At 69.3% G+C, this 20,737-nt stretch carries 29 protein-coding genes and 1 pseudogene; 16 read left to right on the top strand and 14 right to left on the bottom strand.

The features are described 5' to 3' along the window. Positions 1-28: 28 nt before the first annotated feature. Together ctaD and ABD844_RS03485 are read right to left on the bottom strand one after the other, a co-directional pair. A complete protein-coding gene (gene ctaD / locus ABD844_RS03490) occupies positions 29-1,690 on the bottom strand; it encodes an aa3-type cytochrome oxidase subunit I (RefSeq protein ID WP_344873031.1) in 1,662 nt (553 codons plus the stop codon). Between the two features lie 234 nt (positions 1,691-1,924). Next, positions 1,925-2,101, bottom strand: a complete 177-nt coding sequence (locus tag ABD844_RS03485) for a CsbD family protein (RefSeq protein WP_344872852.1) — start codon at positions 2,099-2,101, stop codon at positions 1,925-1,927. Positions 2,102-2,401: 300 nt separating this feature from the next. Between ABD844_RS03485 and ABD844_RS03480 the strand changes: the two genes are divergently transcribed. The 11 genes from ABD844_RS03480 to ABD844_RS03430 all read left to right on the top strand — a co-directional run bounded on the left by ABD844_RS03480 (position 2,402) and on the right by ABD844_RS03430 (position 9,247). After that, entirely contained in the window at positions 2,402-2,890 is a 489-nt protein-coding gene (locus ABD844_RS03480) for a hypothetical protein (RefSeq protein ID WP_344872851.1), read from the top strand. Between the two features lie 5 nt (positions 2,891-2,895). Beyond that, on the top strand, positions 2,896-4,005 hold the full coding sequence (locus ABD844_RS03475; protein ID WP_344872849.1) for an SRPBCC family protein: 1,110 nt from the start codon (positions 2,896-2,898) through the stop codon (positions 4,003-4,005). A 42-nt stretch (positions 4,006-4,047) separates the two neighbouring features. Next, positions 4,048-4,452 (top strand): gas vesicle protein GvpJ, encoded by a 405-nt coding sequence (gvpJ, locus tag ABD844_RS03470; RefSeq protein ID WP_344872847.1) that lies wholly within the window; start codon positions 4,048-4,050, stop codon positions 4,450-4,452. 1 nt (position 4,453) lies between these two features. Next, on the top strand, positions 4,454-5,227 hold the full coding sequence (locus ABD844_RS03465; RefSeq protein WP_344872845.1) for a GvpL/GvpF family gas vesicle protein: 774 nt from the start codon (positions 4,454-4,456) through the stop codon (positions 5,225-5,227). Next, positions 5,227-5,499: a gas vesicle protein GvpG gene (locus ABD844_RS03460; RefSeq protein WP_344872843.1), complete on the top strand. Its 273-nt coding sequence runs from the start codon at positions 5,227-5,229 to the stop codon at positions 5,497-5,499. The genes ABD844_RS03465 and ABD844_RS03460 overlap by 1 nt, the downstream gene beginning before the upstream one ends. Positions 5,500-5,503: 4 nt before the next feature. Next, complete coding sequence (gene gvpO / locus ABD844_RS03455; protein WP_344872841.1) at positions 5,504-5,818, top strand: gas vesicle protein GvpO; 315 nt, start codon at positions 5,504-5,506, stop codon at positions 5,816-5,818. 12 nt (positions 5,819-5,830) lie between these two features. Further along, complete coding sequence (locus ABD844_RS03450; protein ID WP_344872839.1) at positions 5,831-6,244, top strand: gas vesicle protein; 414 nt, start codon at positions 5,831-5,833, stop codon at positions 6,242-6,244. Continuing rightward, the gene (locus ABD844_RS03445; protein ID WP_344872837.1) at positions 6,237-7,037 is read left to right on the top strand and encodes a GvpL/GvpF family gas vesicle protein; all 801 of its coding nucleotides are present in this window, start codon (positions 6,237-6,239) and stop codon (positions 7,035-7,037) included. The genes ABD844_RS03450 and ABD844_RS03445 overlap by 8 nt, the downstream gene beginning before the upstream one ends. Beyond that, positions 7,024-7,254, top strand: coding sequence for a gas vesicle protein (locus tag ABD844_RS03440; protein WP_344872835.1), 231 nt, complete (start codon positions 7,024-7,026; stop codon positions 7,252-7,254). Before ABD844_RS03445 ends, ABD844_RS03440 begins: the two co-directional genes overlap by 14 nt. Further along, positions 7,247-7,576, top strand: a complete 330-nt coding sequence (locus tag ABD844_RS03435; protein ID WP_344872833.1) for a gas vesicle protein K — start codon at positions 7,247-7,249, stop codon at positions 7,574-7,576. The genes ABD844_RS03440 and ABD844_RS03435 overlap by 8 nt, the downstream gene beginning before the upstream one ends. Positions 7,577-7,756: 180 nt before the next feature. Next, positions 7,757-9,247, top strand: coding sequence for an Ig-like domain-containing protein (locus tag ABD844_RS03430; RefSeq protein WP_344872831.1), 1,491 nt, complete (start codon positions 7,757-7,759; stop codon positions 9,245-9,247). A 182-nt stretch (positions 9,248-9,429) separates the two neighbouring features. Here the strand turns inward: ABD844_RS03430 and ABD844_RS03425 are convergent, their stop codons facing one another. Together ABD844_RS03425 and ABD844_RS03420 are read right to left on the bottom strand one after the other, a co-directional pair. Continuing rightward, positions 9,430-10,014 carry a hemerythrin domain-containing protein gene (locus tag ABD844_RS03425; RefSeq protein WP_344872829.1) on the bottom strand — a complete coding sequence of 195 codons (585 nt, stop codon included), beginning with the start codon at positions 10,012-10,014 and terminating at the stop codon, positions 9,430-9,432. 216 nt (positions 10,015-10,230) lie between these two features. Next, positions 10,231-10,386 carry a DUF6131 family protein gene (locus tag ABD844_RS03420; RefSeq protein WP_344872827.1) on the bottom strand — a complete coding sequence of 52 codons (156 nt, stop codon included), beginning with the start codon at positions 10,384-10,386 and terminating at the stop codon, positions 10,231-10,233. 314 nt (positions 10,387-10,700) lie between these two features. Between ABD844_RS03420 and ABD844_RS03415 the strand changes: the two genes are divergently transcribed. Continuing rightward, positions 10,701-11,015, top strand: coding sequence for an STAS domain-containing protein (locus tag ABD844_RS03415; RefSeq protein WP_344872825.1), 315 nt, complete (start codon positions 10,701-10,703; stop codon positions 11,013-11,015). Between the two features lie 61 nt (positions 11,016-11,076). On the opposite strand, the gene ABD844_RS03410 is transcribed toward ABD844_RS03415, so the two are convergent. The 7 genes from ABD844_RS03410 to ABD844_RS03380 form a co-directional block, all read right to left on the bottom strand. Next, positions 11,077-12,057, bottom strand: a complete 981-nt coding sequence (locus ABD844_RS03410; RefSeq protein WP_344872823.1) for a Ppx/GppA family phosphatase — start codon at positions 12,055-12,057, stop codon at positions 11,077-11,079. Between the two features lie 107 nt (positions 12,058-12,164). Continuing rightward, positions 12,165-12,296: a hypothetical protein gene (locus ABD844_RS03405; protein ID WP_344872821.1), complete on the bottom strand. Its 132-nt coding sequence runs from the start codon at positions 12,294-12,296 to the stop codon at positions 12,165-12,167. A 106-nt stretch (positions 12,297-12,402) separates the two neighbouring features. Further along, complete coding sequence (locus tag ABD844_RS03400) at positions 12,403-12,618, bottom strand: hypothetical protein (RefSeq protein WP_344872819.1); 216 nt, start codon at positions 12,616-12,618, stop codon at positions 12,403-12,405. A gap of 83 nt (positions 12,619-12,701) precedes the next feature. Beyond that, a complete protein-coding gene (locus ABD844_RS03395) occupies positions 12,702-13,226 on the bottom strand; it encodes a DUF6328 family protein (protein ID WP_344872818.1) in 525 nt (174 codons plus the stop codon). A gap of 189 nt (positions 13,227-13,415) precedes the next feature. After that, positions 13,416-13,565 carry a GPGG-motif small membrane protein gene (locus tag ABD844_RS03390; RefSeq protein ID WP_344872816.1) on the bottom strand — a complete coding sequence of 50 codons (150 nt, stop codon included), beginning with the start codon at positions 13,563-13,565 and terminating at the stop codon, positions 13,416-13,418. A 148-nt stretch (positions 13,566-13,713) separates the two neighbouring features. Then, positions 13,714-13,926 (bottom strand): hypothetical protein, encoded by a 213-nt coding sequence (locus ABD844_RS03385; protein WP_344872814.1) that lies wholly within the window; start codon positions 13,924-13,926, stop codon positions 13,714-13,716. Further along, entirely contained in the window at positions 13,923-15,551 is a 1,629-nt protein-coding gene (locus tag ABD844_RS03380) for an MFS transporter (RefSeq protein ID WP_344872812.1), read from the bottom strand. The genes ABD844_RS03385 and ABD844_RS03380 overlap by 4 nt, the downstream gene beginning before the upstream one ends. 57 nt (positions 15,552-15,608) lie before the next feature. Between ABD844_RS03380 and ABD844_RS03375 the strand changes: the two genes are divergently transcribed. After that, positions 15,609-15,998 carry a MerR family transcriptional regulator gene (locus tag ABD844_RS03375; protein ID WP_344872809.1) on the top strand — a complete coding sequence of 130 codons (390 nt, stop codon included), beginning with the start codon at positions 15,609-15,611 and terminating at the stop codon, positions 15,996-15,998. A gap of 67 nt (positions 15,999-16,065) precedes the next feature. Continuing rightward, positions 16,066-16,902: a hypothetical protein gene (locus ABD844_RS03370; protein WP_344872807.1), complete on the top strand. Its 837-nt coding sequence runs from the start codon at positions 16,066-16,068 to the stop codon at positions 16,900-16,902. Positions 16,903-16,959: 57 nt separating this feature from the next. Here the strand turns inward: ABD844_RS03370 and ABD844_RS03365 are convergent, their stop codons facing one another. Beyond that, entirely contained in the window at positions 16,960-17,454 is a 495-nt protein-coding gene (locus ABD844_RS03365; RefSeq protein ID WP_344872805.1) for a carboxymuconolactone decarboxylase family protein, read from the bottom strand. Between the two features lie 257 nt (positions 17,455-17,711). On the opposite strand from ABD844_RS03365, the gene ABD844_RS03360 reads away from it, so the two are divergent. Then, complete coding sequence (locus tag ABD844_RS03360) at positions 17,712-18,647, top strand: RNA polymerase sigma-70 factor (RefSeq protein WP_344872803.1); 936 nt, start codon at positions 17,712-17,714, stop codon at positions 18,645-18,647. 44 nt (positions 18,648-18,691) lie between these two features. Here ABD844_RS03360 and ABD844_RS03355 read toward each other — a convergent pair whose 3' ends face one another. Then, on the bottom strand, positions 18,692-19,297 hold the full coding sequence (locus ABD844_RS03355) for an MAB_1171c family putative transporter (protein ID WP_344872801.1): 606 nt from the start codon (positions 19,295-19,297) through the stop codon (positions 18,692-18,694). 3 nt (positions 19,298-19,300) lie between these two features. Between ABD844_RS03355 and ABD844_RS03350 the strand changes: the two genes are divergently transcribed. Further along, on the top strand, positions 19,301-19,678 hold the full coding sequence (locus ABD844_RS03350) for a tetratricopeptide repeat protein (protein ID WP_344872799.1): 378 nt from the start codon (positions 19,301-19,303) through the stop codon (positions 19,676-19,678). A 143-nt stretch (positions 19,679-19,821) separates the two neighbouring features. Here the strand turns inward: ABD844_RS03350 and ABD844_RS53035 are convergent. Then, a pseudogene (locus tag ABD844_RS53035) lies at positions 19,822-20,737 on the bottom strand (Gfo/Idh/MocA family protein); the annotation flags it as partial.

Raw genomic sequence — 20,737 nt, 5'->3', positions numbered from 1 at the left:
GGCCGGGTTCCGGCGTCGCGGCGGCCGGTCACGGCGGCGGGATCTCCACCTGTGGCTCCGCGGACAGTTGTGGTCCGCGGGTGTAGGGATGGTGCAGGTCGAAGGCCGGGCGCTCGGAGCTGATGCGGGGCAGCGAGGTGAAGTTGTGCCGCGGCGGCGGGCAGGACGTGGCCCATTCCAGGGAGTTCCCGAAGCCCCACGGGTCGTCCACGGTCACTGCGGGGGCGTGGCGGTAGGTCCGGTAGACGTTGTAGAGGAACGCCAGGGTCGAGGCCCCGAGCAGGAACGCGCCGCTCGACGAGATCGCGTTGAGCGTGGTGAATCCGTCGGCCGGGCTGTAGTCGGCGTACCGGCGCGGAAAGCCGGCCATGCCGAGCCAGTGCTGGATGAGAAACGTGGTGTGGAATCCGATGAACAGCGGCCAGAAGTGCAGCTTGCCCAGCCTGTCGTCAAGAATCCTGCCGGTCATCTTCGGCCACCAGAAATAGAACCCGGCGAACATCGCGAACACCACGGTGCCGAAGACCGTGTAATGGAAGTGGGCGACGACGAAATAGGTGTCGCTGATGTGGAAGTCCAGCGGCGGTGAGGCGAGGATGACGCCGGTGAGCCCGCCGAGCAGGAAGGTCGCGAGGAAGCCGACGGAGAACAGCATCGGCGTCTCGAAGCTCAGGTGGCCGCGCCACATGGTGCCGGTCCAGTTGAAGAACTTCACCCCGGTCGGCACCGCGATGAGGAACGTCAGGAGCGAGAAGAACGGCAGCAGCACCTGTCCGGTGGCGAACATGTGGTGGGCCCACACGGTCATGGACAGCCCGGCGATGGCGATGGTGGCGCCGATCATCCCGAGGTAGCCGAACAGCGGTTTTCTGCTGAACACCGGGATCACCTCGGTCACGATGCCGAAGAACGGCAGCGCGATGATGTACACCTCGGGGTGGCCGAAGAACCAGAACAGGTGCTGCCACAGGATCGCGCCGCCGCTGGCCGCGTCGAAGACGTGGGTGCCGAGCTTGCGGTCCGACTCCAGCACCAGCAGCGCCGCCGCCAGCACCGGGAACGCCAGCAGCACCATCATGCTGGTCAACAGGGTGTTCCAGGTGAAGATCGGCATCCGGAACATGGTCATGCCCGGCGCTCGCATGCAGATGATGGTGGTGATGAAGTTGACCGAGGCGAGGATGGTGCCCAGCCCGCTGAGTGCCAGCCCCATCACCCACAGGTCCCCGCCGATGCCGGGGCTGGGGGTGAACTCCAGCGTTGACAGCGGAGTGTAGGCGGTCCAGCCGAACGGAGCGGCTCCGCCGGGCACCAGGAAGCCGCTGACCACGATGAGCCCGCCGAACAGGAACAACCAGTAACCCACCATGTTCAGCCGGGGGAAGGCGACATCCGGGGCGCCGATCTGCAAGGGCATGACGAAGTTGGCGAACCCGGCGAAGAGCGGCGTCGCGAACAGCAGCAGCATGATCGTGCCATGGATGCTGAAAAGCTGGTTGAACTGCTCCCGCGTGACCACCTGCAACCCAGGGCCGAGCAACTCGGCGCGGATCACCATCGCCATGACACCGGCCAGGAGGAAGAACACGAAGCTGGTCGTGAGATAGAGATACCCGACCACCTTGTGGTCGGTGGTGGACAGCCAAGAAACGATCAACCGCCCGGCCCTGGCCCGGCGGCCGGCCTGCACAGGGGTCGTGGACGCTGGCTGCTCGTCGATCCCGGCCACGACATGTCCCCCTCCCACCGACTGCCCGGGGGGACACGAACTTGGACTTCCCCCTGCACCGAATGCCTAATCGATGCCGAGCCCCCGGAAGCCGTGCCGTTCGGCCCGCGACAGTCCCGCCCGACCCGCTCAGCTTGAACAGGCCGTGGCGAAAACCCGGGAAGGGTTTTCGCCACGGCCTGTTCGACAGCCGGATCACTTCTTCTTGAAGGCGTCCTTCACCTTCTCCTTTGCCTGCCTGAGGTTGCCCTTGACCTTTTTGGCATGCCCTCTGGCCTGCAAGGATTCGTTGCCGGTGGCCTCACCAAGACGTTCCTTGGCCCTGCCTTTCACCTCTTCCGCCTTGCCCTTGATCTTTTCGTTCCGAGCCATATCGGCCTCCCTGTCACGGCGTGTTGTCCGGACTCCGGGGATCGACAAAATCCTCACTGCCCGGACGACGGGCCATTACGCACCCGGGCGTCAAGAGACCGAGGGGCAGCAGCGCCCGCCCTGTAGCGCCATGCCCGATATGTGTTTGCTTGTCCGCATTGACGGGTAGGGGCGGTACTTGATTGCAGGGCTCACAGGGGCTCTGGTTGATCTCTTCAGAAGCAGCACTCTTGCGATGTTTCTCCCCCGCACGGCGTGGCCGCTGGGGCGGGCGAGGCAGGAGAGCGAGGCGTATCCATCATGAAAGACAGCATCCGCGTGGCACTGGCCATCATCGCCGGGTACTACCTCGGCCGGCGTCACAAGCTGCGGTTGGCGACCGCTCTGGTCGCGGCAGGCGTGGCGGGGAAGATGCGGCGACAAGGCGGTGGCGGCCTGCTTGAGCAGGGAATGAAGGCGCTCGGCACGTCACCTGAGATCGAGAACATCGTCGGGCGTCTCCGCGGCGACCTCATGGAGGTCGGCAAGGCGGCCGCCGTCGCCGCGACAAGTAAGCAGATCGACACTCTCAGCTCGAAGCTCCACGATCGCGCGGAATCGTTGCGCGCTCCTTCCGTCCCCAGGCAGAGGACCGGAGAGGAAGGCGAGAAGGAGACACACGAGAAGTACGCACGAGAAGAGCGTTACGAGGAGGAAGCACCCGAGCAGAAGCCTTCCCGCGGGAGGATGCGCGAAGAGGCGGTCAAGACCTTGCGTGAGTCGCGCCTGGCCGGCAGGACCCGGAGGTGAGTCGGGTGACCCAGGAAACGAAGGTCGGCCCGGTCCGGGAGCTGGTCCGGGAGTTGCCGACGCAGCACTTGACGGACGAGTTGCGGAACCTGGCCCAGGCCGTGGCGGAACGGTCGCTGGTGTCCCTGACGGACAAGGTCGAGGGCGTCACCGGCCGGTTGACCGACTACGCGGAGGGAACCGGATCGGGCCTCGTGTCCGCGCTCACCGGGAAGCCGGGCGGCGGGTCGGTATCGAAGGACGCCGTCAAGGGAGCCGTCAAGGGAGTGGCCCGCGGGCTCTTCGAGCGCGGCCGGCAGCTACTGACCGGCGGCGGGAAGAAGGGCAAGGACAAGGGCAAGAAGCTCAAGCTCACCAACATCGTCGAAGAGGTCGACATCGGCGCCCCGGTGCGGCTCGTCTACAACCAGTGGACGCAGTTCCAGCAATTCCCGAACTTCATGAAGAAGGTCGAGATGGTGGAGCAGTCCGCCGACGAGAAACTCATGTGGCAGGCGCGCGTCTTCTTCTCCCGGCGGACGTGGGAGTCGACGATCGTCGAGCAGGTGCCCGACCATCGGATCATCTGGCGGTCCAAGGGCGCCAAGGGCCGGGTCGACGGCACCGTGACCTTCCACGAGCTCGCGCCTGAGCTGACCCGGGTCGTGCTCGTACTCGAGTATCACCCGCAGGGCTTCGTCGAGCATGTCGGCAACCTGTGGCGGGCCCAGGGCAGGCGGGCGCGTCTGGAGCTCAAGCACTTCGCGCGGCACGTGATGACCGCGACCATGCTGCACCCGGACGAGGCGGTGGAGGACGGCTGGCGCGGCGAGATACACGACGGCAAGGTCGTCAAGGACCACGAGACCGCTCTGAAGGAGGAGCAGGCCGAAGAGCGTGCCGAAGAGGAGGAAGCGCCGGCGGAAGAGGGCGAAGAACCCGAGGAAGAAGAGGAGCCTGAGGAGGAAGAGCCTGAGGCGACGGCAGAGGAGGAACCGGAGGAGGAGAGAGAGGAAGAGATCGCCCGGGAGCGCCGTCCGCGGATGGAACGCGAAGAACCGCCGCAACGGCCGGTCCACGCGGAGGGACCCACGTCACGGCCGGTGCGTCGCAGGCCGGTAGCCCGGCGGTCATGACAGGACACCGCCAGCGACAGATCATGGGGAAGAGGGAGAGACATGACTGTCCAGCCCGCGGCGGGGGGAGTGGCCAGAGGTCCGTCTTCATCGAGTCTGGCCGACGTCATCGACACGATCCTGGACAAGGGGCTCGTCATCGATGCATATGTCAGAGCTTCGCTCGTCGGCATCGAGATTCTGACCATCGACGCGCGCATCGTCGTCGCCAGCGTGGACACCTACCTGCGCTTCGCCGAGGCCGTGAACCGGCTGGACCTCGCCGAGTCGAAGCCACCAGGCGTTCCCGAGATGGTGCAGGCCGCGAAGCAGGGACAGATCGGCAGCAGGAGCAAGGACATCGCTCAAGGTGTGCTCGAGGCGGCCGGAGAGAAGCTGCACGACCTCGTGGAAGACCGCGCAGAGGAACGCCGGGAAGCGCGGTGGCAGGAGAGAGAGGAGCGCTGACATGGGTGCCGCCACCGAACCAGCCGTCGGCGTCTACGTCTACGGCCTCGTCCCGGAGGACGTCGAGGTGGCCGAGGACGCTCAAGGCGTCGGCGACGGCGCGAAGGCCAAGGTCACGTCCATCCCACACGGCGAGATCGCCGCTCTGGTGAGCGACGTCGCGCTCGACCGCCCGCTCGGCACCCCCGCGGACCTTCTCGGGCACGAAGAGCTGCTGGATGCCACGGCGGCCGAGGTCCCCGTGCTGCCGTTGCGGTTCGGCTCGGTCGTATCGAGCCCGGAGGCGGTCGTCGAGGAGTTGCTCGCCCCTCATCACGACGAGTTCCTCCACGCGCTGCAGGAGATGGAGGGACGGGCCCAATACGTCGTCAAGGGCCGTTACGTCGAGGAGACCGTGCTGTGGGAGGTGCTCGACGAGTACCCCGAGGCCGCGAAACTTCGCGACCAGATCCGCGAGGTGGGCGAAGAAGCGGCCCGAGACCTGCGGGTGGAGCTCGGGGAGCTGGTCGACGACGCGATCGCCGCCAAGCGCGAGGCCGACACGGACGCGGTCCTTGAGGCGGTGGAGCCGGTGAGCGTGCTCGCCGCCGTGCGGGCGCCCTCCCACGAGGAGGACGCCATCCACCTGGCGCTTCTCATGGAGAAGGACCGGCAGGACGAGCTCGAGCAGGTCGTGGCGGACTTCGCCGAGCGATGGGCGGGCCGGGTGGACTTCCGCCTGCTGGGCCCGATGGCCGCGTACGACTTCGTGGCGTCCGCGCGGGGAGGTGTCTGATGGGGCTGATCAGCCTGCTCTTCGGCTGGCCGGTGGCTCCCGTCAAGGGCGTGATCAAGCTGGGCGAGCTGATCCAGAAACAGGTCGAGCGCGAGGTACGGGACCCGGTCGTGGTCCGCCACCGGCTGGAGGAGATCGAGCGGCTCAAGGCCGTCGGCGCGATGTCGGAGCAGGACGCAGCCCGCGAGATGGAGCTGCTCCTCCAGCAGATGACCGGCCGATCAGGTCCCGCGAGCGCCGGCACGGTGACCGGCGGCCAGGAGAGGGGATGATCGTGTGCCTGCCAGACGCGACGAGGCTGAGCGCAAGGAGCAGGCCGGCGTGCGGACCCGCGTCCTGTCGGCGATGGCCGCCGGAGCGGCCGGGCTGCGGTACATCTCCGAACTGACCGCCAGGGAAGTGGAAGGCGCCACACGGGTGCAGGCGGTCGAGAACGGCTGGATGGTCGACGTCGAGGTGGTCGAGGATCGTCGCATCCCCTCGTCCGGCGACATCCTCGCGCTCTACCAGGCCGAGCTGGACAGGGAGGGAAATCTGATCGCCTACCAGAGAAAGCGGCGCTACAGGCGCGGGAGCAGCGACAACGCGTGAGGCAACGGCGACATGACCGAATCGAGCCCGATGATCCGCCAGTCCCACGCTCCTGCCAGCCGGGAGCCGGCGAACCTTGGTGACATTCTGGAGCGAGTCCTCGACCGGGGGATCGTGATCGCGGGTGACATCCGCGTGAACCTCCTGGACATCGAGCTGCTGACCATCAAGCTCCGGTTGATCATCGCGTCGGTCGACACGGCCAGGGAGATGGGCATCGACTGGTGGGAGCACGACCCCTGGCTGACCGGGAAGAACCAGGAACTGCTGGAGGAGAACCGCAGGCTCCGCAGAGAGCTGGCCGCCGCGGAGGGCACGCGTCGCGCGCTGCCGGGGAGAGTGGAGAGCGCCAGGACGCGGCCGCGGGAGCCGCAGGAGCCGGAACGCGTCAGGAAGCCGCGGTGGGAGGAGCAGCCCGATGAATGACGTGGTGGGCACCTACCTCTACGCGGTCGCCCTGGCGCGGGACGCCCCGCCGTTGGAGGGCCTGACCGGGGTGGCGGGCGGACCGGTGTGGGCCATCTCCCACGCCGGTCTCGCGGCGTACGTGAGCGCCGTCTCGCTGACGGAGTTCGGCGAGGAGCCGCTGCGGGAGTCGCTGGAGGACCTCGACTGGCTCGGTGAGACCGCCCGGGCCCACCACCGGGTGGTGGAGGCGGTGGCGGAGAAGACCCCTACCGCTCCGGTGCGGCTGGTCACGGTCTACCGCGACGAAGCACAGGTCCGAGAGCTTCTGGAGCAGCGGCATGACGACTTCGTCGAGGTGCTGTCCCGCATCGCCGGTCACGACGAATGGGGGGTCAAGGTGTTCGTCGCCCCATCGGCGGCGGCCCCGGCGGAGGAGACGGCCGCTCCGAGCAGCCCGGGCACGGCGTACCTGAAGAGGCGGCAGGCCAGCCTCCAGACCCGCGAGGAAGCCTGGCACCAGGCGGTCGCGCGGGCCGAACGGATCCATGACACGTTGAGCGCCGTCGCCGTGGCGAGCTGCCGCCACCGCGCCCAGGACCCGCAGCTCACCGGCCGCGAGGAGTGGATGGTGCTCAACGGCGCCTACCTGGTCGACGCGGCACGCGCCCAGGAGCTTGGACGGCTCGTCCAGGAGCTGCGCGGGGAGGGCGTCGACGTCGAGCTGACGGGTCCGTGGGCGCCCTACTCCTTCACCACGCCTGTCGAGCCGTTGGAGAGCTCGGAGAGCGAGGCGCGTGATGACGTACTCTGAGCCGCGCGGCGACGTTCTGGCGCGTGAGGGCCGTCTGCCCTCCGAACGGGTGGCGCTTGTGGACCTGCTGGATCGGCTGCTCGCGGGCGGTGTGGTCGTCAGCGGCGACCTCGTGCTGTCGATCGCCGACATCGATCTCGTCCGCATCTCCTTGCGCGCTCTTGTCATGTCCGTACGGGAGTCCGACACGATCGTGGGCGCGCGTCGCGGTGAATGAGATCAGGAACGTGGAGAGCGCCCGCCAGGCGGACCGCGTGCCGTCGAGGCGGCTGCGCATCGAGGCCGACCGCGAGGCGGTGGAGCGGGACCTGTCCCGCCTCGTCCTGACACTCGTCGAACTCATCCGCCAGCTCATGGAGCGCCAGTGCATCCGGCGGATGGAGCAGGGGGACCTGTCGGACGAGCAGGTGGAGGTGCTGGGCCTGACGCTGATGCGTCTGGAAGAGGCCATGGCGGAGCTGTGCGAGCGGTTCGACCTGACTCCCGCCGACCTCAACATCGACCTCGGTCCCCTCGGGCCGCTCCTTCCCCGCTCCTGACCGCCGTACGGCTGCGCCCGGCCTGCTCGCCGGGTCTCATCCGGTGTCGTACGGGTCGTTGACGATGCTCTGTACGGTGCGTTCGGCGCCAGACGCTTGATAGCGACTCGCGAAATCTCTTGCATTCCCCCTGTGACTACAGATAGTTATTTGCCAACTACTCACAGCGAGGATGGCAAGTTGAACCCCACACCACGTCCGCCGCGCAGCCTCCCCAACCGGGTCAAGGCCATGGCGACGGCAGCCCTCACCGGCGCCCTCATGATCCCCCTGCTCGCGGCGGCCCCCGCCGCGTCCCAGACGCGGGCGGTCGTCGACGCCACCCCGCGCAAGCCCGTCCACCAAGCCGCCGGCACGCCCTGCGTCCGGCAGGGACAGGCCAACTACCCGGTCGAGTACTACTGGAAGAACGCGCTCGGCATGCGCCTGGGCAGCGGTTCCATCTCGGTCACCACCTCACCCTCCCTGTGGGGCGGCCAGATCGCGCCGGGCGGCACCTTCACCCTCACGCTGACGCACCGCACGGCACAGTGGCCGCTGCTCGTCCGCACCTACACCACCATGTGGGACCTGTCGTCCCTGCTGGCCAACGCCCAGGTGGTGGGGCAGGTGCAGAACGGCGCCCTCAGCGGCAACACCCTGAGCGTCCAGTCGCCGGGCACCAAGACCGACCCGGCGCCGACGGTCATCACCTTCCAGGTCAGGCAGGGCACCGTCGGGCGCAGCATGACCATCCGGCCGAGCGGAATCAGCAGCGTCGTCGCCGCTCCCGGTCAGCTCGGCAACAACACCGCCGCGCCCGCGATCCAGATCGTCGACGGGCAGTCCATCTCGCCCACCAGGGCCGCCGACGACACCGCCACCACCACGGAGGACACCGCCGTCACCGTGCCCGTACTGGCCAACGACACCGGGACGGCCCCGACGATCAGCAAGGTCACCCAGCCCGCCCACGGCACCGTGAAGATCTCCGGCGACAAACTGATCTACACGCCCGACAAGGACCGCGCCGGCACCGACACCTTCACCTACTCCATCGAGACCGCCTGCGGGACCAGCACCGCCACGGTCACCGTCACCGTCGCCTGCACCCGCGAGCCCATCAACCTGGTCAACGGCAGCTTCGAGACACCCGCCGTGAACCGGTACGACTGGAACATCCCGGACGCCTCCACCAACCCCGGCGTCGGCTGGCACACCACCGCCTCCGACCGCAAGCTGGAGTTCTGGAACAGCTCCAGCGGCGTCCCGGCCGCGGACGGCCAGCAGTTCGCCGAACTCAACGCCAACGAGGTCTCCACGCTCTACCAGGACGTCCCCACCGTTCCAGGAACCGTGATGACCTGGTCGCTGTACCACCGCGGCAGGGCGGGGACCGACGTGATGCGCGTCCTCATCGGCACGCCGGGCGCCACCACCGCGCAAACCCCCGACGGAGCCGCCTCCCCCGACATCTCCGACGGCAACACCGCCTGGGGCCACTACACCGGCACGTACGTCGTCCCTGCCGGCCAGACCGTCACCCGCTTCGCCTTCGAGTCGGTGTCGGCCGCCGGCGGCAACCCGGCGATCGGTAACTTCCTCGACGGCGTCGTCTTCCAGACGCCGCCCTGCCTTCCCATGACCGCCAAGACGTCATCCAAGAACGCGGCCAAGGCGCATCGTCCGTAGACGAGCGGTGATCAGCAGCTAACAGTCCGACCACTCTTCGGCAGGAACCTGCGGCCCCAGAGATGAGGGGTCGGCCGCAGGCAGGGAAACGGGTGCGGTGTCGCGCCAAGGGCCGGACAGGTGGAGATCTCCTGTCCGGCCCTACTTACCGGCCCGTCGGCACCGCCTCTCGGCCTTGCGGATCAGCTCTGCTTGCCCAAGGTCTGGCGGATGACGTCGCGGACCCGGTCCATCATCGCGACAGGGGTTCCCATGAGCACGTTCTTGGTCGCCGATTCGGTGCCGGGGTGCGGGTGGGTGGGAGCCAGCGCCTCGGCGGCTTTGACGCCGAGTGCCATGCTCCGGCGCTCAGCCTCGGTGGTGAGGGCGCGCAGTTGGCTGAATTCGTAGCGTTCCTCGTTGCGTGCGTGCGCTTCGACGGCGATACGCAGAACGGCGAGCTGCTCGGTGAAGTCAGGGGCGTCGGGCCCGGCCTCGTCCATCTGCTGCAGGAGCTGCTTGGCCTGGTTCTCCTCGTCCAGGCGGGCCTCGACGATGGCGTCACCGCCCTCGATCTTGCGGCGGGCGTAGGGGTGCACGATCTCCTCTTCGGCCGTCTCGTGCACGGCCAGCAGCCGTACCAGCCGGGTGAACGCCTCGCCACGCCGGTCGGGCGTGGCCCGCTCGACCTCGTCGAACAGATTCCTGATCATCGAATGCTGAGCCACCAGCAGGTCGATGACGTCGCTTTCGCCCATAGTCTCGGGCTTCGTCTTCTGGGTGGTCATGGTCGGTCCCCTCTCGGATACCCGCCGGCGACTACCCCTGTCTTGACTGGTCACGCACTGCCTTACCGACTCCGGAGCTTTCCTGGGCGGGGTGCGGAGATTGCCCTGGATGCCCTCTGGCGGGCCCCGGCCTGCGGAGGTCGCCCACCGGATCCCAGACGCTGCGGCTGCCGCGCGCCTGGGCGGGAACCCGATCGTCAGAACCAGTGCCGTCTGTCAGAACCAGTGCCGTCGGCCGGCGACCGGGTGGCCGACGAAGCCCAGAAGGAGCAGGACCAGGCCGATGACGATGGCGATGATGCCGATGGTGTACAGCACCGAGATGCCGAGTAGCCACCCCAGAAGCAGGAGGATTATCCCAACGATGATCATGATTTCTCCTTTTGAGAGAATTGAACATCTGCGACTCGGTTCACGTTCTTCGCAGAATATGCAGGTCGGCTCAGGCTGACTTCCTTTCGACTTCCTTTCGACGTGCGAGCCGATTGCCGACGCTGACGCCAGTTCCGTTGATTCAGCTGAGGGCGCACCGACCCACGGGAGGCCACTACCCGACGTGCTCGAAGTAAACGAGCCGCACGGTAGAGCTTTGATGGCGAGGAATGCTGAGGCGTAGCCTGGAGAGGTGGCTTCATTCGTATGGGGATGCGCCGTTACGGGACGCCACATCACGAGGTGATGTTTCAATGAACACACTGGACCTGCGCCTGGTCGTCCATGCCCCTGCCGGTGCGCTGACTCTGGACGGCGATCTCGACCTCTCTTCCTCACCGCTTCTTCAACCGCTCGTGGACACCGCCCTGGAGAAGGGCTGCACGTGTCTCACCATCGACACCGCGGGCCTCGAATTCTGCGACTCCAACGGGCTGGAGGCCCTGCTCCACGCGCAGAGTTGCCTTCTCGCGGCAGGCGGTCACATGGAACTGACCCACGTACACGGCATGTTGCGCAGGGTCCTGGACGTGACCGGTCTGTCCAAAGCCTTCTCGACCTCTCCATGACCCGCATCAGACGTATCTCACTACCGAACGAGTGCCGCCGTGCGGGCGGCCTCGGGGTCTGTCAGAGGGCGTTCCCGCCCTGGATCGCCGACAGATGAGGAGAGCGCCGGGCGGAGTTATGGAGCCGGTCGAGCAGAATGCCCTCGCGCAGCGCCCACGGGCAGATGCGCACACAGGTCAGGTTCAGCGCGGACATCGTGGCCTCGGCGACGACCGCTCCAGCGAGGATCTGCTGGGCACGGGCGGCCGAGACGCCTGGAAGGCGGGCTCGCTGCGCGGACGTCCTGGCAACCAGGAGGCCGATCGCCTCGTGCAGATCGTCGTGATCCAGCGTGCGAGGGACGTGCGGTCCCGCCTTGCCCTTGGGCGCCCCGCACAGACGGGCGAGCTGGTGGAACGTCCTGGACGTGGCGATGGCGGTGGCCTGACGGCCACGGTGCCGGGCGGAGACCTCGTGGATGTCCTTGGCGAGCACCGAGCGCACGTGTTCCCGCAGTTGCCGGAGGTGTTTCTTCTTGACCTGGTCCGGATCCGGCAACCGGTGGCGGGTCAATCGGCCGGCGCCCAGCGGCAGTGAAAGTGCCAGCTCCGGGTTCTCCCCCGATCCGTAGGCGATTTCCATGGAGCCGCCGCCGATGTCGGCGAGCAGGATGGGGCCGGCCGACCACCCGAACCAGTGCCGTGCGGCCAGGAACGTGAGCCGTGCCTCCTGCTCGGCGTCCAGATAGCCGACCTGTACACCGGTCTCGGCCTCGACCTCCATCAGGATCGGATCACGGTTGGCGGCGTCGCGTACGGCGGCGGTGGCGAACGGCACCAGTTCGTGCACGCGGTGCCGCGCAGCGACGGCGGCGGCCTCGCTGACGGCCGCGGTGAGCCGGTCGATAGCCGCCCGCCCCACGATGCCGTCCCGGCTGGTTCCCTCGGCCAGGCGAATCGGGCGTTTCAGGGTCGCCACCGAAAGCGGCGGATAACCTGTCGCGAGGTCGGCGATGCGCAGATGCGCGGTGTTGGAACCGATGTCGAGCACGCCCAGTCGCATGGATGGTCGCTACCCCGTCACCCGTGCGGTCAGTCGCGGATGAGTCGACCCCAGCTCTCGACGTGCTCGGCGCGGCAGCACCAGCGCCCGCTCCGGCCGACCAACGGTCAGCGATCCCACGGCGGGGTGTCGCCCATCTTCTCGTAGTAGCGGGCGAGGTGGGCCTTGACCCGGCCGACCTCGTCCGTGGGGAGGTCGGCGCCACCGCGGGCGCCCTGCATGATGTTGCCGGCAGCCATGACAGCCCGTGGCACGGTCATCAGCCGGCCATCGACGACGTCGGCGATCAGCAGCTTGTAACTGGTGAAATTCTCGGGCTTGTCGCCGTCATACCAGATGTGAGCGTCACGGCTCGATGAAGTCCCTGAAGCGTCGCATGTCGCCCTCAACCCGCAGGCGAACGGGTTGCAGCCAGTCACCCGCGGTTTCGACGAAGCCCTCAGGGTCGTAGACCATCTGGAGGTCGACCCGGGTGGTGGCGTCGTCGAGCCGCTGGAAGGTGACGACTCCGGCGTGGTGCGGCACGTCGAGTGTGCGCCAGGCCCGCTCTGGGTCTGACACGGCGTCGTGCCGAGCGGATTGGGCGCCAGGCCGTGGGATTGCCGAGCCGTACGGCAGAGACAGAAAGGCGTCGAGTCTGGCCGCTATCGTTCGTCCGCGACGTTGTAGCCCTTGGCGCCCGCTCCGTTCTCCGGCGCATCGCGCCGGGTGCCGGCGCGGGTGAGGGCCGGCTGCAGGAACCACGTCCACCCCGTCAGGACGGCCAGTACGCCCGCGGTGATCCAGGAGAGCAGGCTGCCGAACAGGTAGTCGATCACCAGCGCGGCGGCGCTCGTCATGGATAAGGTCAACGCCAGCGCGCCGATGATCGCGTAGGAGTTCGAGCGGCGCACCAGCGTCTCCTTGCGGCCTTGGCGAAACAGCACGCGGTGCTGGTGGGCCGGGGCGATGTAGCAGATGGAGGCGACGGCGGCGCTGATCAGCGCCACGTAGTACAGCCGCCGGTCGGCCGGCGCCAGTGCGGAGAAGCCCGGGGAGAACGGCACGGTGAGCAGGAAGGCGAACAGCACCTGCACGCCGGTCACCGCCACCCGGGCGCCGTGCAGCAGCTCGATGAAGTTGCGGTCGGCGCGTTCCCCGTGTGATTCGGTGTTCGCGTCTTGATCCACGATGGACCTCACAGCATGTGATGGGTGATTCGGGCCGCCGGTGGCGTGTCGCCCCGGCAGGGGACATCCCGGGACGGCGCACGGCATGCCACGGCCCCTGGGGGATCAGGACCTGCAGGAGCCTTGTCGATCGGCCGGCGCCAGGTCCTCGGCCGCAATCGGAGGCGGCGGCCGGGACCTGGCTGGGGGTCAGACGTTGAAGATGCTCACCCCGCCGGGACCGACCAGTAGCCCGACGACGATCAGGACGATGCCCCAAAGGAGGTCGCGGCGAGCCAGGATCACGTAGATACCGGAGACGACGAGGATGACAGCGATGATCCAGAGGAGGGTAGCCATGGACGGCCCACTGCCCCGAGCCCCAGGCCGTAAACGAGCAGAGGCTCTCGCGTTCATGTCGCTCTGGGCGCGCTGCGGGCGGCTTGCCCCGCATCGTACGGTGGCCCGTCGCACGGTGCGCACCGTCAGGCCACCGCGTCGCGGTCGCTCAGCTCCTGCCGCGCGCGAACAGTTCCTGGGCCTTGATCCTGAGCCCCTTCCTGACCACGCCGACCGCGACCACACGGGGCACGGCCGATTCGACCACCGAGCCAAACCACGCAGCCTGCTGCTCACCGCACAGACCTGACGCCCTCGCCCACTGCTGGAGCGAGCACACCGGTTCGGGCCGGTTGTCGATCCGGCCCTGCCAAGCGTTCACCGGATTTGATCACACGGCTCGCGGACGGGGGAAGCACTGACGCCCTGGTCGAGTGCTGCCGTCGGCTCGGCAGGGCCGGGCTCGGTGATGGGGGTCCGCGTGCGGAGGAGCGCCAGAGCGAGAACGACCAGGACCAGGGTGACGGCTGCCCCGATCCCGGCGACGAGATTGAGGCCGGAGGAGAAAGCCGCCCTGGCGGAGGCCATGACGGCGTGCGTCAGAGCGGGCGGAAGGTGCGCGGTGGCGGCGACGGCGGCCTCGATCGAGTCGCGGACGGCGGAGGTCGTCTCCGGCGGCAGGCCGACGGGAAGGGCGCCGGGCACGGTGTGCCGGTAGACGGCGGCCCCGACGCTCCCCAGGGCGGCAACGCCCAAGGCGAGGCCGAGTTCGGCGCTCGTTTCCGACATGGCGGCGGCGGACCCGGCCTTCTCGGGAGGAGCGGAGCCCACGACGAGGTCGGTGCCCAACGCCATGATCGGGCCCTGGCCGACGTACACGACGACGATGCCGGCGATCAGGAGGGGCAGTCCCGCTTCCTGGTCGAGCAGCGCCAACAGGAGGAAGCCGACCGCCGACACCGCGAGGGAGCCGGCGACCACGACCCGCGTGGGCGCCCGCCGGGCCAGGGCGGGTGCCGCCAGGGAGGTGAGGATCATGGCGAGCGACGAGGGCACCAGCCACAGGCCCGCCGCCAGCGGGGGGAGTCCCTCGACCCCCTGGAGGAACCGCGTGACGAACAGGTAGGTGCCGGCGGTGGCGGTCATGGCCAGGAGCAGGACGAGCAGGGCACCGGTGAAGGCCCGGTTCCGGAAGAGCGCCACGTCGAGCATCGGGTGGGCGAGCCCGCGCTGGCGTCGCCAGAACACCGTCCCAGCGACGAGACCGGCCAGGACGATCCCGCCGCTCAGGACCGGGTCGCCTCCGTGGGACAGGAGCTTGACGCCGTACACGATCGCCAGCATGGCGACGAGGGAGAGCACGACGCTGAACAGGTCGGGCCGTCCTGCGGTGGTGTCGCGGTGCTCCGGGAGCAGCAGCGGGCCGCCCACCAGCAGCAGCGCCATCACGGGCACGCCGATCAGGAAGGCCGCCCCCCACCCGAACGACTCCAGCAGCGCCCCGCCGACCACCGGCCCCAGAGCGGCCCCGCCGGACAGACTCGCCGCCCAGACGCCGATGGCCGTCCCCCGCTGCCGGGCGTTCTGGAACATGTTGCCGATCAGCGCCAGCGTGGACGGCATCAGCGTGGCGCCCGCGATCCCGAGCAGCGCTCGGGCGGCGATCAGCGCCTCCGCGCTGGGGGCGTACGCGGCGGCCACCGACGCCACGCCGAACGCCGCCGCTCCCCACAACAGCAGCCTGCGCCGCCCGATCCTGTCGCCCAGCGTCCCCATGGTCACGAGGAACCCGGCGATCATGAACCCGTAGATGTCGGTGATCCACAGCATCTGCTCGCTGTCGGGCCCCAGATCCGCCACCAGATGCGGCACGGCGAGGTAGAGCACCGTGACGTCCATGGCCAGCACCAACGTGGGCAGGGCCAGCATCGACAGTCCGATCCACTGGCGCGCCCCGGCGACCTCCTGCCGCCGACCTGCGGTTTCTCCCTTGGGTTGCGATCTCATGCGGCCAAGCTAAACTGTCACACGGATGTGACAGTCAAGTCTTGAGGCGGAGCACATTTGCGAACCGCAGAGTTCGAACGCCGTACCGGCGTCAACCGGCGCCTCTTGCGCTATTACGAGGAGCAGGGCCTCCTGAGCCCCGGGCGAACCTCCGGCGGTTACCGCGAATACGAAGAGTCGGACGTGCTGAAGGTTCGCCACATCCGCAACCTGCTCGCCGCCGGCCTGTCCACGGCGACCATCGCCGACCTGCTGCCCTGCATGGGCAAGGACGGCGACGACCTCATCGCCGACTGCCCCGAACTCCTGCTCGACCTCCACCGCGAACGCGCCCGCATCCAGGCCGCCATCCACGAGCTGGAGACCGCCCGCACCACGCTGGACGCGGTCATCGCCACCGCGCCCCCGGAGACCGAGCGGGCCGCCCGCGCCCTGCTCCTGCCGTGACGCTCGGTGCCGGCATGGCGCATTTGAGCACGTCGGCGCGCGTAGGGACGTTCGGAGCATCGGCGTCGTGACACCATGCTTGAACCGGGCCCCGCTGGTGATCGTCTTCAGGGGCATGAGATGGAGTTGGGTCGTCGCACTGGTGCTGGCGCTCGCGGCGTGCGGCGGACCGGGAGTTCAAGAGGCCGGGACCGGGACGAGTCCGGAGCGGACGGGCCGGCCCGTTCCCGAGCCGGTCTCGTCCGGACCCGCGCGGCGTCCTGTCGCCGAATGGCTGCGTGTGGGTGGTTTGGCGGCCCCCGGCCTGGCAGCCGTCCGCCCTCCGAGGCTGGTGGTCTATGCCGACGGCCTGGCCATCGTGGACGCCGCGTACGAGCTGCGCCTGCCACCTGCCGAGGTCGAAACCCTGGTAGAGGCCCTGGACCACGACCTGGCAGGGCAGCCCGCCACCGCTTCGCCCCGGCCGGGATCCGTGAGGGTCTATGACATGCCCACGACGGTTCTCGGCGTCGACGGCGGTGACGGGATGCGTGAGGTGTACGTGCCGTACCTGGAAGCCGGCGCGGCCCGCTACGACGCTGCGCTCGTCACCGCCCGCGACCGCCTCGCCGGCCTGGCCGACCGCGTCGCCTCGCAGGGACGGAGCTACTCCGCCGACCGCGTTCGGCTGTCCGCCGAGCGGGTCACGGCCCCTGCGGCGACCGCCAAGCCCCTGCCGGAGGGCGTGCCCCTGCCAGCCGAGGCGCAGGGGCACTCGGCGAGCGAGAACCACAAGGACTACAAGGGCAGCAAGGCGCACGCGATCGCCCGGCTGATCCCGGGTGACGGATCCTGGCACGTCTATCGGACGTCAACCGGCGAGCCCATCGCGCTGTCGTGGCGTTACCTGCTCCCCCACGAGTAGGACTCCGGCCGCGCGGTACGGCCCGGCGGCGGGTGGGCTGCACGTCCGTGAGACGCTTCAGTGGTGTGCGGAGTGGGCCGCCTGGAACTGGCCGGGCTGGTAGTCGCCGGCGGGCTGCCGGGTGATGACGTTCAGCCGGTTGACGGTGTTCATGAAGGCGACCAGGAACACGAGGGCGGTGAGCTGGTCCTCGTCGTAGTGCTTGGCGGCGTTCGCCCAGACCTCGTCGGAGACGCCGCCGACGGCGTCGGCGATGCGGGTGCCCTGCTCGGCCAGCTCCAGCGCGGCCCGTTCTGCCTCGGTGAAGACCGTCGCCTCCCGCCAGACCGTCACCAGGTTGAGGCGGGTATGGGTCTCCCCCGCGTGCGCGGCGTCCTTGGTGTGCATGTCGACGCAGACGGCGCAGCCGTTGATCTGGCTGACCCGCAGCGCCACCAGTTGCTGCGTCGCGGCGGGCAGGGCCGAGTCCAACACGATCTTGCCCGCGGAGACCAGGTGCTTCAGGAGCTTCGCCGAGAGCGGGTTGGTGAGGTGGTTCAGCCGGGCTTCCATGGTGATCTCCCTTTGGGGTCGGTGGTGACACCACTGGAGACGAGGTGGCCCCGGCGGACTGTGACAGCGGCCGGGGATGGTCTGACGCGGATCTCCCCGCTCGGCGGCAGTCATTTGGAGGGTGGCGGGCGGACACGGTCGTCCCGCCCTTGTCACAGACGGCCGCGCTGTCTCGTCTCAGGTAGGAGAGCCGGACTCGGGAGTCAGGAAGTGACGGCCATGGGGGAGTTCGTGACCGGTGGGAACGGGGGGCGCGCATGAGCCGGACGGAGGAGTTCGAAGGGCTGCGCCCGCTGCTGTTCGCGATCGCGTACCGGATCCTGGGCAGCGTGACCGAGGCCGAGGACGCGGTCCAGGAGACCTGGCTGCGTTACGAGGGCGCACCGGAGGAGCCCAGGTCGGTCAAGGCGTTCCTCTCGTCGGTGGTGACCCGGATCTCGATCGACGTGCTGCGGTCGGCCCGCGTACGGCGGGAGGAGTACGTCGGGCCGTGGTTCCCCGAGCCGCTGCTGAGTGACCCGTACGACGACCCGGAGCGCTCGGCCGAGCTGGCCGACTCGCTGTCGATGGCCGCGCTGCTGCTGCTCGAACGGCTGACCCCGCCGGAGCGGGCGGTCTTCGTGCTGCGGGAGGTGTTCGGGTTCGGCTTCCCGGAGATCGCGTCGGCCGTGGGGCGCTCGGAGGCCGCCTGCCGCCAGCTCGCGGTGCGGGCACGCCGCCACATGGACGCGGGGCGGCCCAGGTTCGAGGCCGACCGCAGGGAACGCGACGAGCTGGCCGGACGCTTCTTCGACGCCTTCAGGGAGGGCGACGTCGACGGGCTGCGGGAACTGCTCGCCGCCGACGTCCGTATGGTCGCCGACGGCGGTGGCAAGGCCCCGCAGATCGCCAGGGACATCGTCGGCTCCGACAACGTGACGCGGGTGCTCGCCGCCTTCGTCGCGCCGTTCGTCGCGATCGGCATCGTCGTGGAGCCCCACGAGGTGAACGGCCAGCCGGGCGCGATCTTCCGCGACCGGGACGGCAAGGTGCTCACCGTCCTCGTTCTCGACGTACTCGACGGGCAGGTCCAGACCATCCGTACGGTGATCAACCCCGACAAGCTCGGCCACGTCGGCCCGGTCGCGGACGCCTGGGCCATCGCCCGCGAGGCGAACCGCCTCCGCCGTCCCCGCCCCGACCGGCGGCCCTGACCGCAGCCCGTTCGCGGTCCTCGTTCAGCGGTAGGCGTCGGCGATCAGAGGAGCCGGCTGATCTCGTCGTCCAGCGATCGGTCCGGCCCGGCGGGCTGGTCGGCGATGCCCTGGGCGAGCATCCCGTCGTTGATCTCGATGACGCGGCGGTACAGCCGGTACTCGATGTCGAGGATGGCGAACGGCTCCCACCCGCGCGGCCGGTGCAGGGCTATCTCCGGCGTGGCGGCCCGCAGGTCGGACCACAACGGATACAGGCGCCGGTAGGCGCGCAGGAATCCGAGCCGCCTGCGGAACGCCGCGATCGCCGTGCCCGCCTTGGGCAGGGCCAGGCCGGGGGCGCCGAGGATGACGGACGTCAACGCCAGCGGCGTGGAGACGGTGTTCTCCCCTATCGACGGAGAGGTCCCGAAGAACCGGACGGCGACGTAGAGCCCCTTGAAGAGGCAGTAGACGACTCCGGAGAACGCGGCGGCGGAGACCAGCCGGACGCTGACCCGCAGGTAGGGGGTCGCCCCCTGCCGCGCCCGCCGCCCGTGTCTCCAGGTCGAGACCGCGATGTCCGCGCAGGCCAGCGCGATCACGGCGAGGAACAGGGACATGTAGGCCGGAATGAACGGCGCCGCCGAGTAGCGCTCGGCGAAGAGCACGTGGTGGGCGACGCCAACCCGTACACGAAGGCCGCCGGTCTCATCCGGCTGGCGGGCGCGAGCGCCGCGCTCGGCAAGCCCGACGCCGCCTCCCACGCCGACCAGGCGCTCCGGCTCGCCCGCGAGCGGTCCTTCCGCGTCATGGAGGGGCTCGCGCTGACCGCGCTCGCCGACCTCGCGCACGCGTCCGGGGACCACGCTCAGGCGGTACGGCAGGCGGAACGCGCGCTGGAGATCCACCGCGAGACCGGCCACCGCCTGGGAGAGGCCAGAACCTTGCGCACGCTGGCCGACGCCCTCGGCGACCCCGCCTACCGCGAGCGGGCGATGGACGTGTTCGACGGGCTCGGTCTCCCGGACACCCACGGGGTCGTGCGCTGACGACCGCCACGAGGACCACGAGGGCCGGGGTCCTCATGGTCCTCGTGGTCCTCATGGTCCTCGTGGCGGCAGGCAGGCCCGCTGCCCGGCGGCCGGGCCCGAGGGCGGGCCGTGTCGCGGGTGAGCCCGGTCCCGACCGGGGTTCAGGGGTCGACGAGCCGGGCCGTTCCCTGGTCGACCGAGGCGTAGTAGGCCGCGATCACCGACTGGACGTGCAGCGCCGACTCCGCCGACACCGCCCGCTTCATCGGCTCGCCGCTCCGCAGATGCTCGACGAAGTAGCGGGCCTCCTCGCCGTACCCGGACCTGGGCCGGACCGATCGCCGGAAGCCGTGCAGGCCGGGCGGGGCGGGCATCGGGTCCCAGCCGTCGAGCCGGTCCGCCGTGGTGACGATCTCCCACCGGTCGTAGAAGCACGACACCGTGCCCTGGCTGCCGTGGAAGGCGTACCGGAGGGGCAGCGGCCCGATCTGGCCCCACCGGGTGTCGAGGCTGCCCAGCGCCCCGGACTCGAACTCCACGATGGCGGCGGTGTTGTCCTCGATCCCCGCGGGCAGGCCGGGATCGATGCGGCCGCCGAACCCGCTGATCCGGCGGACGGGGCCGACGTAGTCCGCGAACGCCGTCAGCAGGTAGCCCGCCTGGTCCACGAACGACCCGCCCCCACCGAGCTTCGGGTCGGTCAGCCAGGCGCGGAAGTCCGCGGACACGCCGAGCGCGGCGAAGCCCGCGTGCCCGGCCAGCCCTCGGGCGAACCGGACGTCGCCGATCAGCCCGCCGCGTACCAGGTCGCGCACCTCGTCGTACAGCGGGTCGAAGACGGTGTGGAAGGCGCACATCACCGTCCCGCCGTGCTCGGCCAGTGCCGCGGCGACGGCCGCCGCCTGCTCGGCGGTCGCCGCCAGGGGCTTGTCCTGGTAGACCGCGACACCGCGGGCGAGGGCGGCCGGGACGGCGACGGCCTTGGCCGCGTTGTCGCAGCAGACGAGCACGGCGTCCAGTGTTCCCAGGTCGAGCAGCTCAGTGGCCGACTCGTGGCAGGTCACGCCGCCCAGCTCG

The sequence above is a fragment of the Nonomuraea antimicrobica genome, assembly GCF_039536965.1.
In the GTDB taxonomy this organism is placed as follows: Bacteria; Actinomycetota; Actinomycetes; order Streptosporangiales; family Streptosporangiaceae; genus Nonomuraea; species Nonomuraea antimicrobica.
The sequence above is the reverse complement of the archived record's forward strand: the minus strand, read 5'-3'. Positions and strand labels throughout refer to the sequence as shown.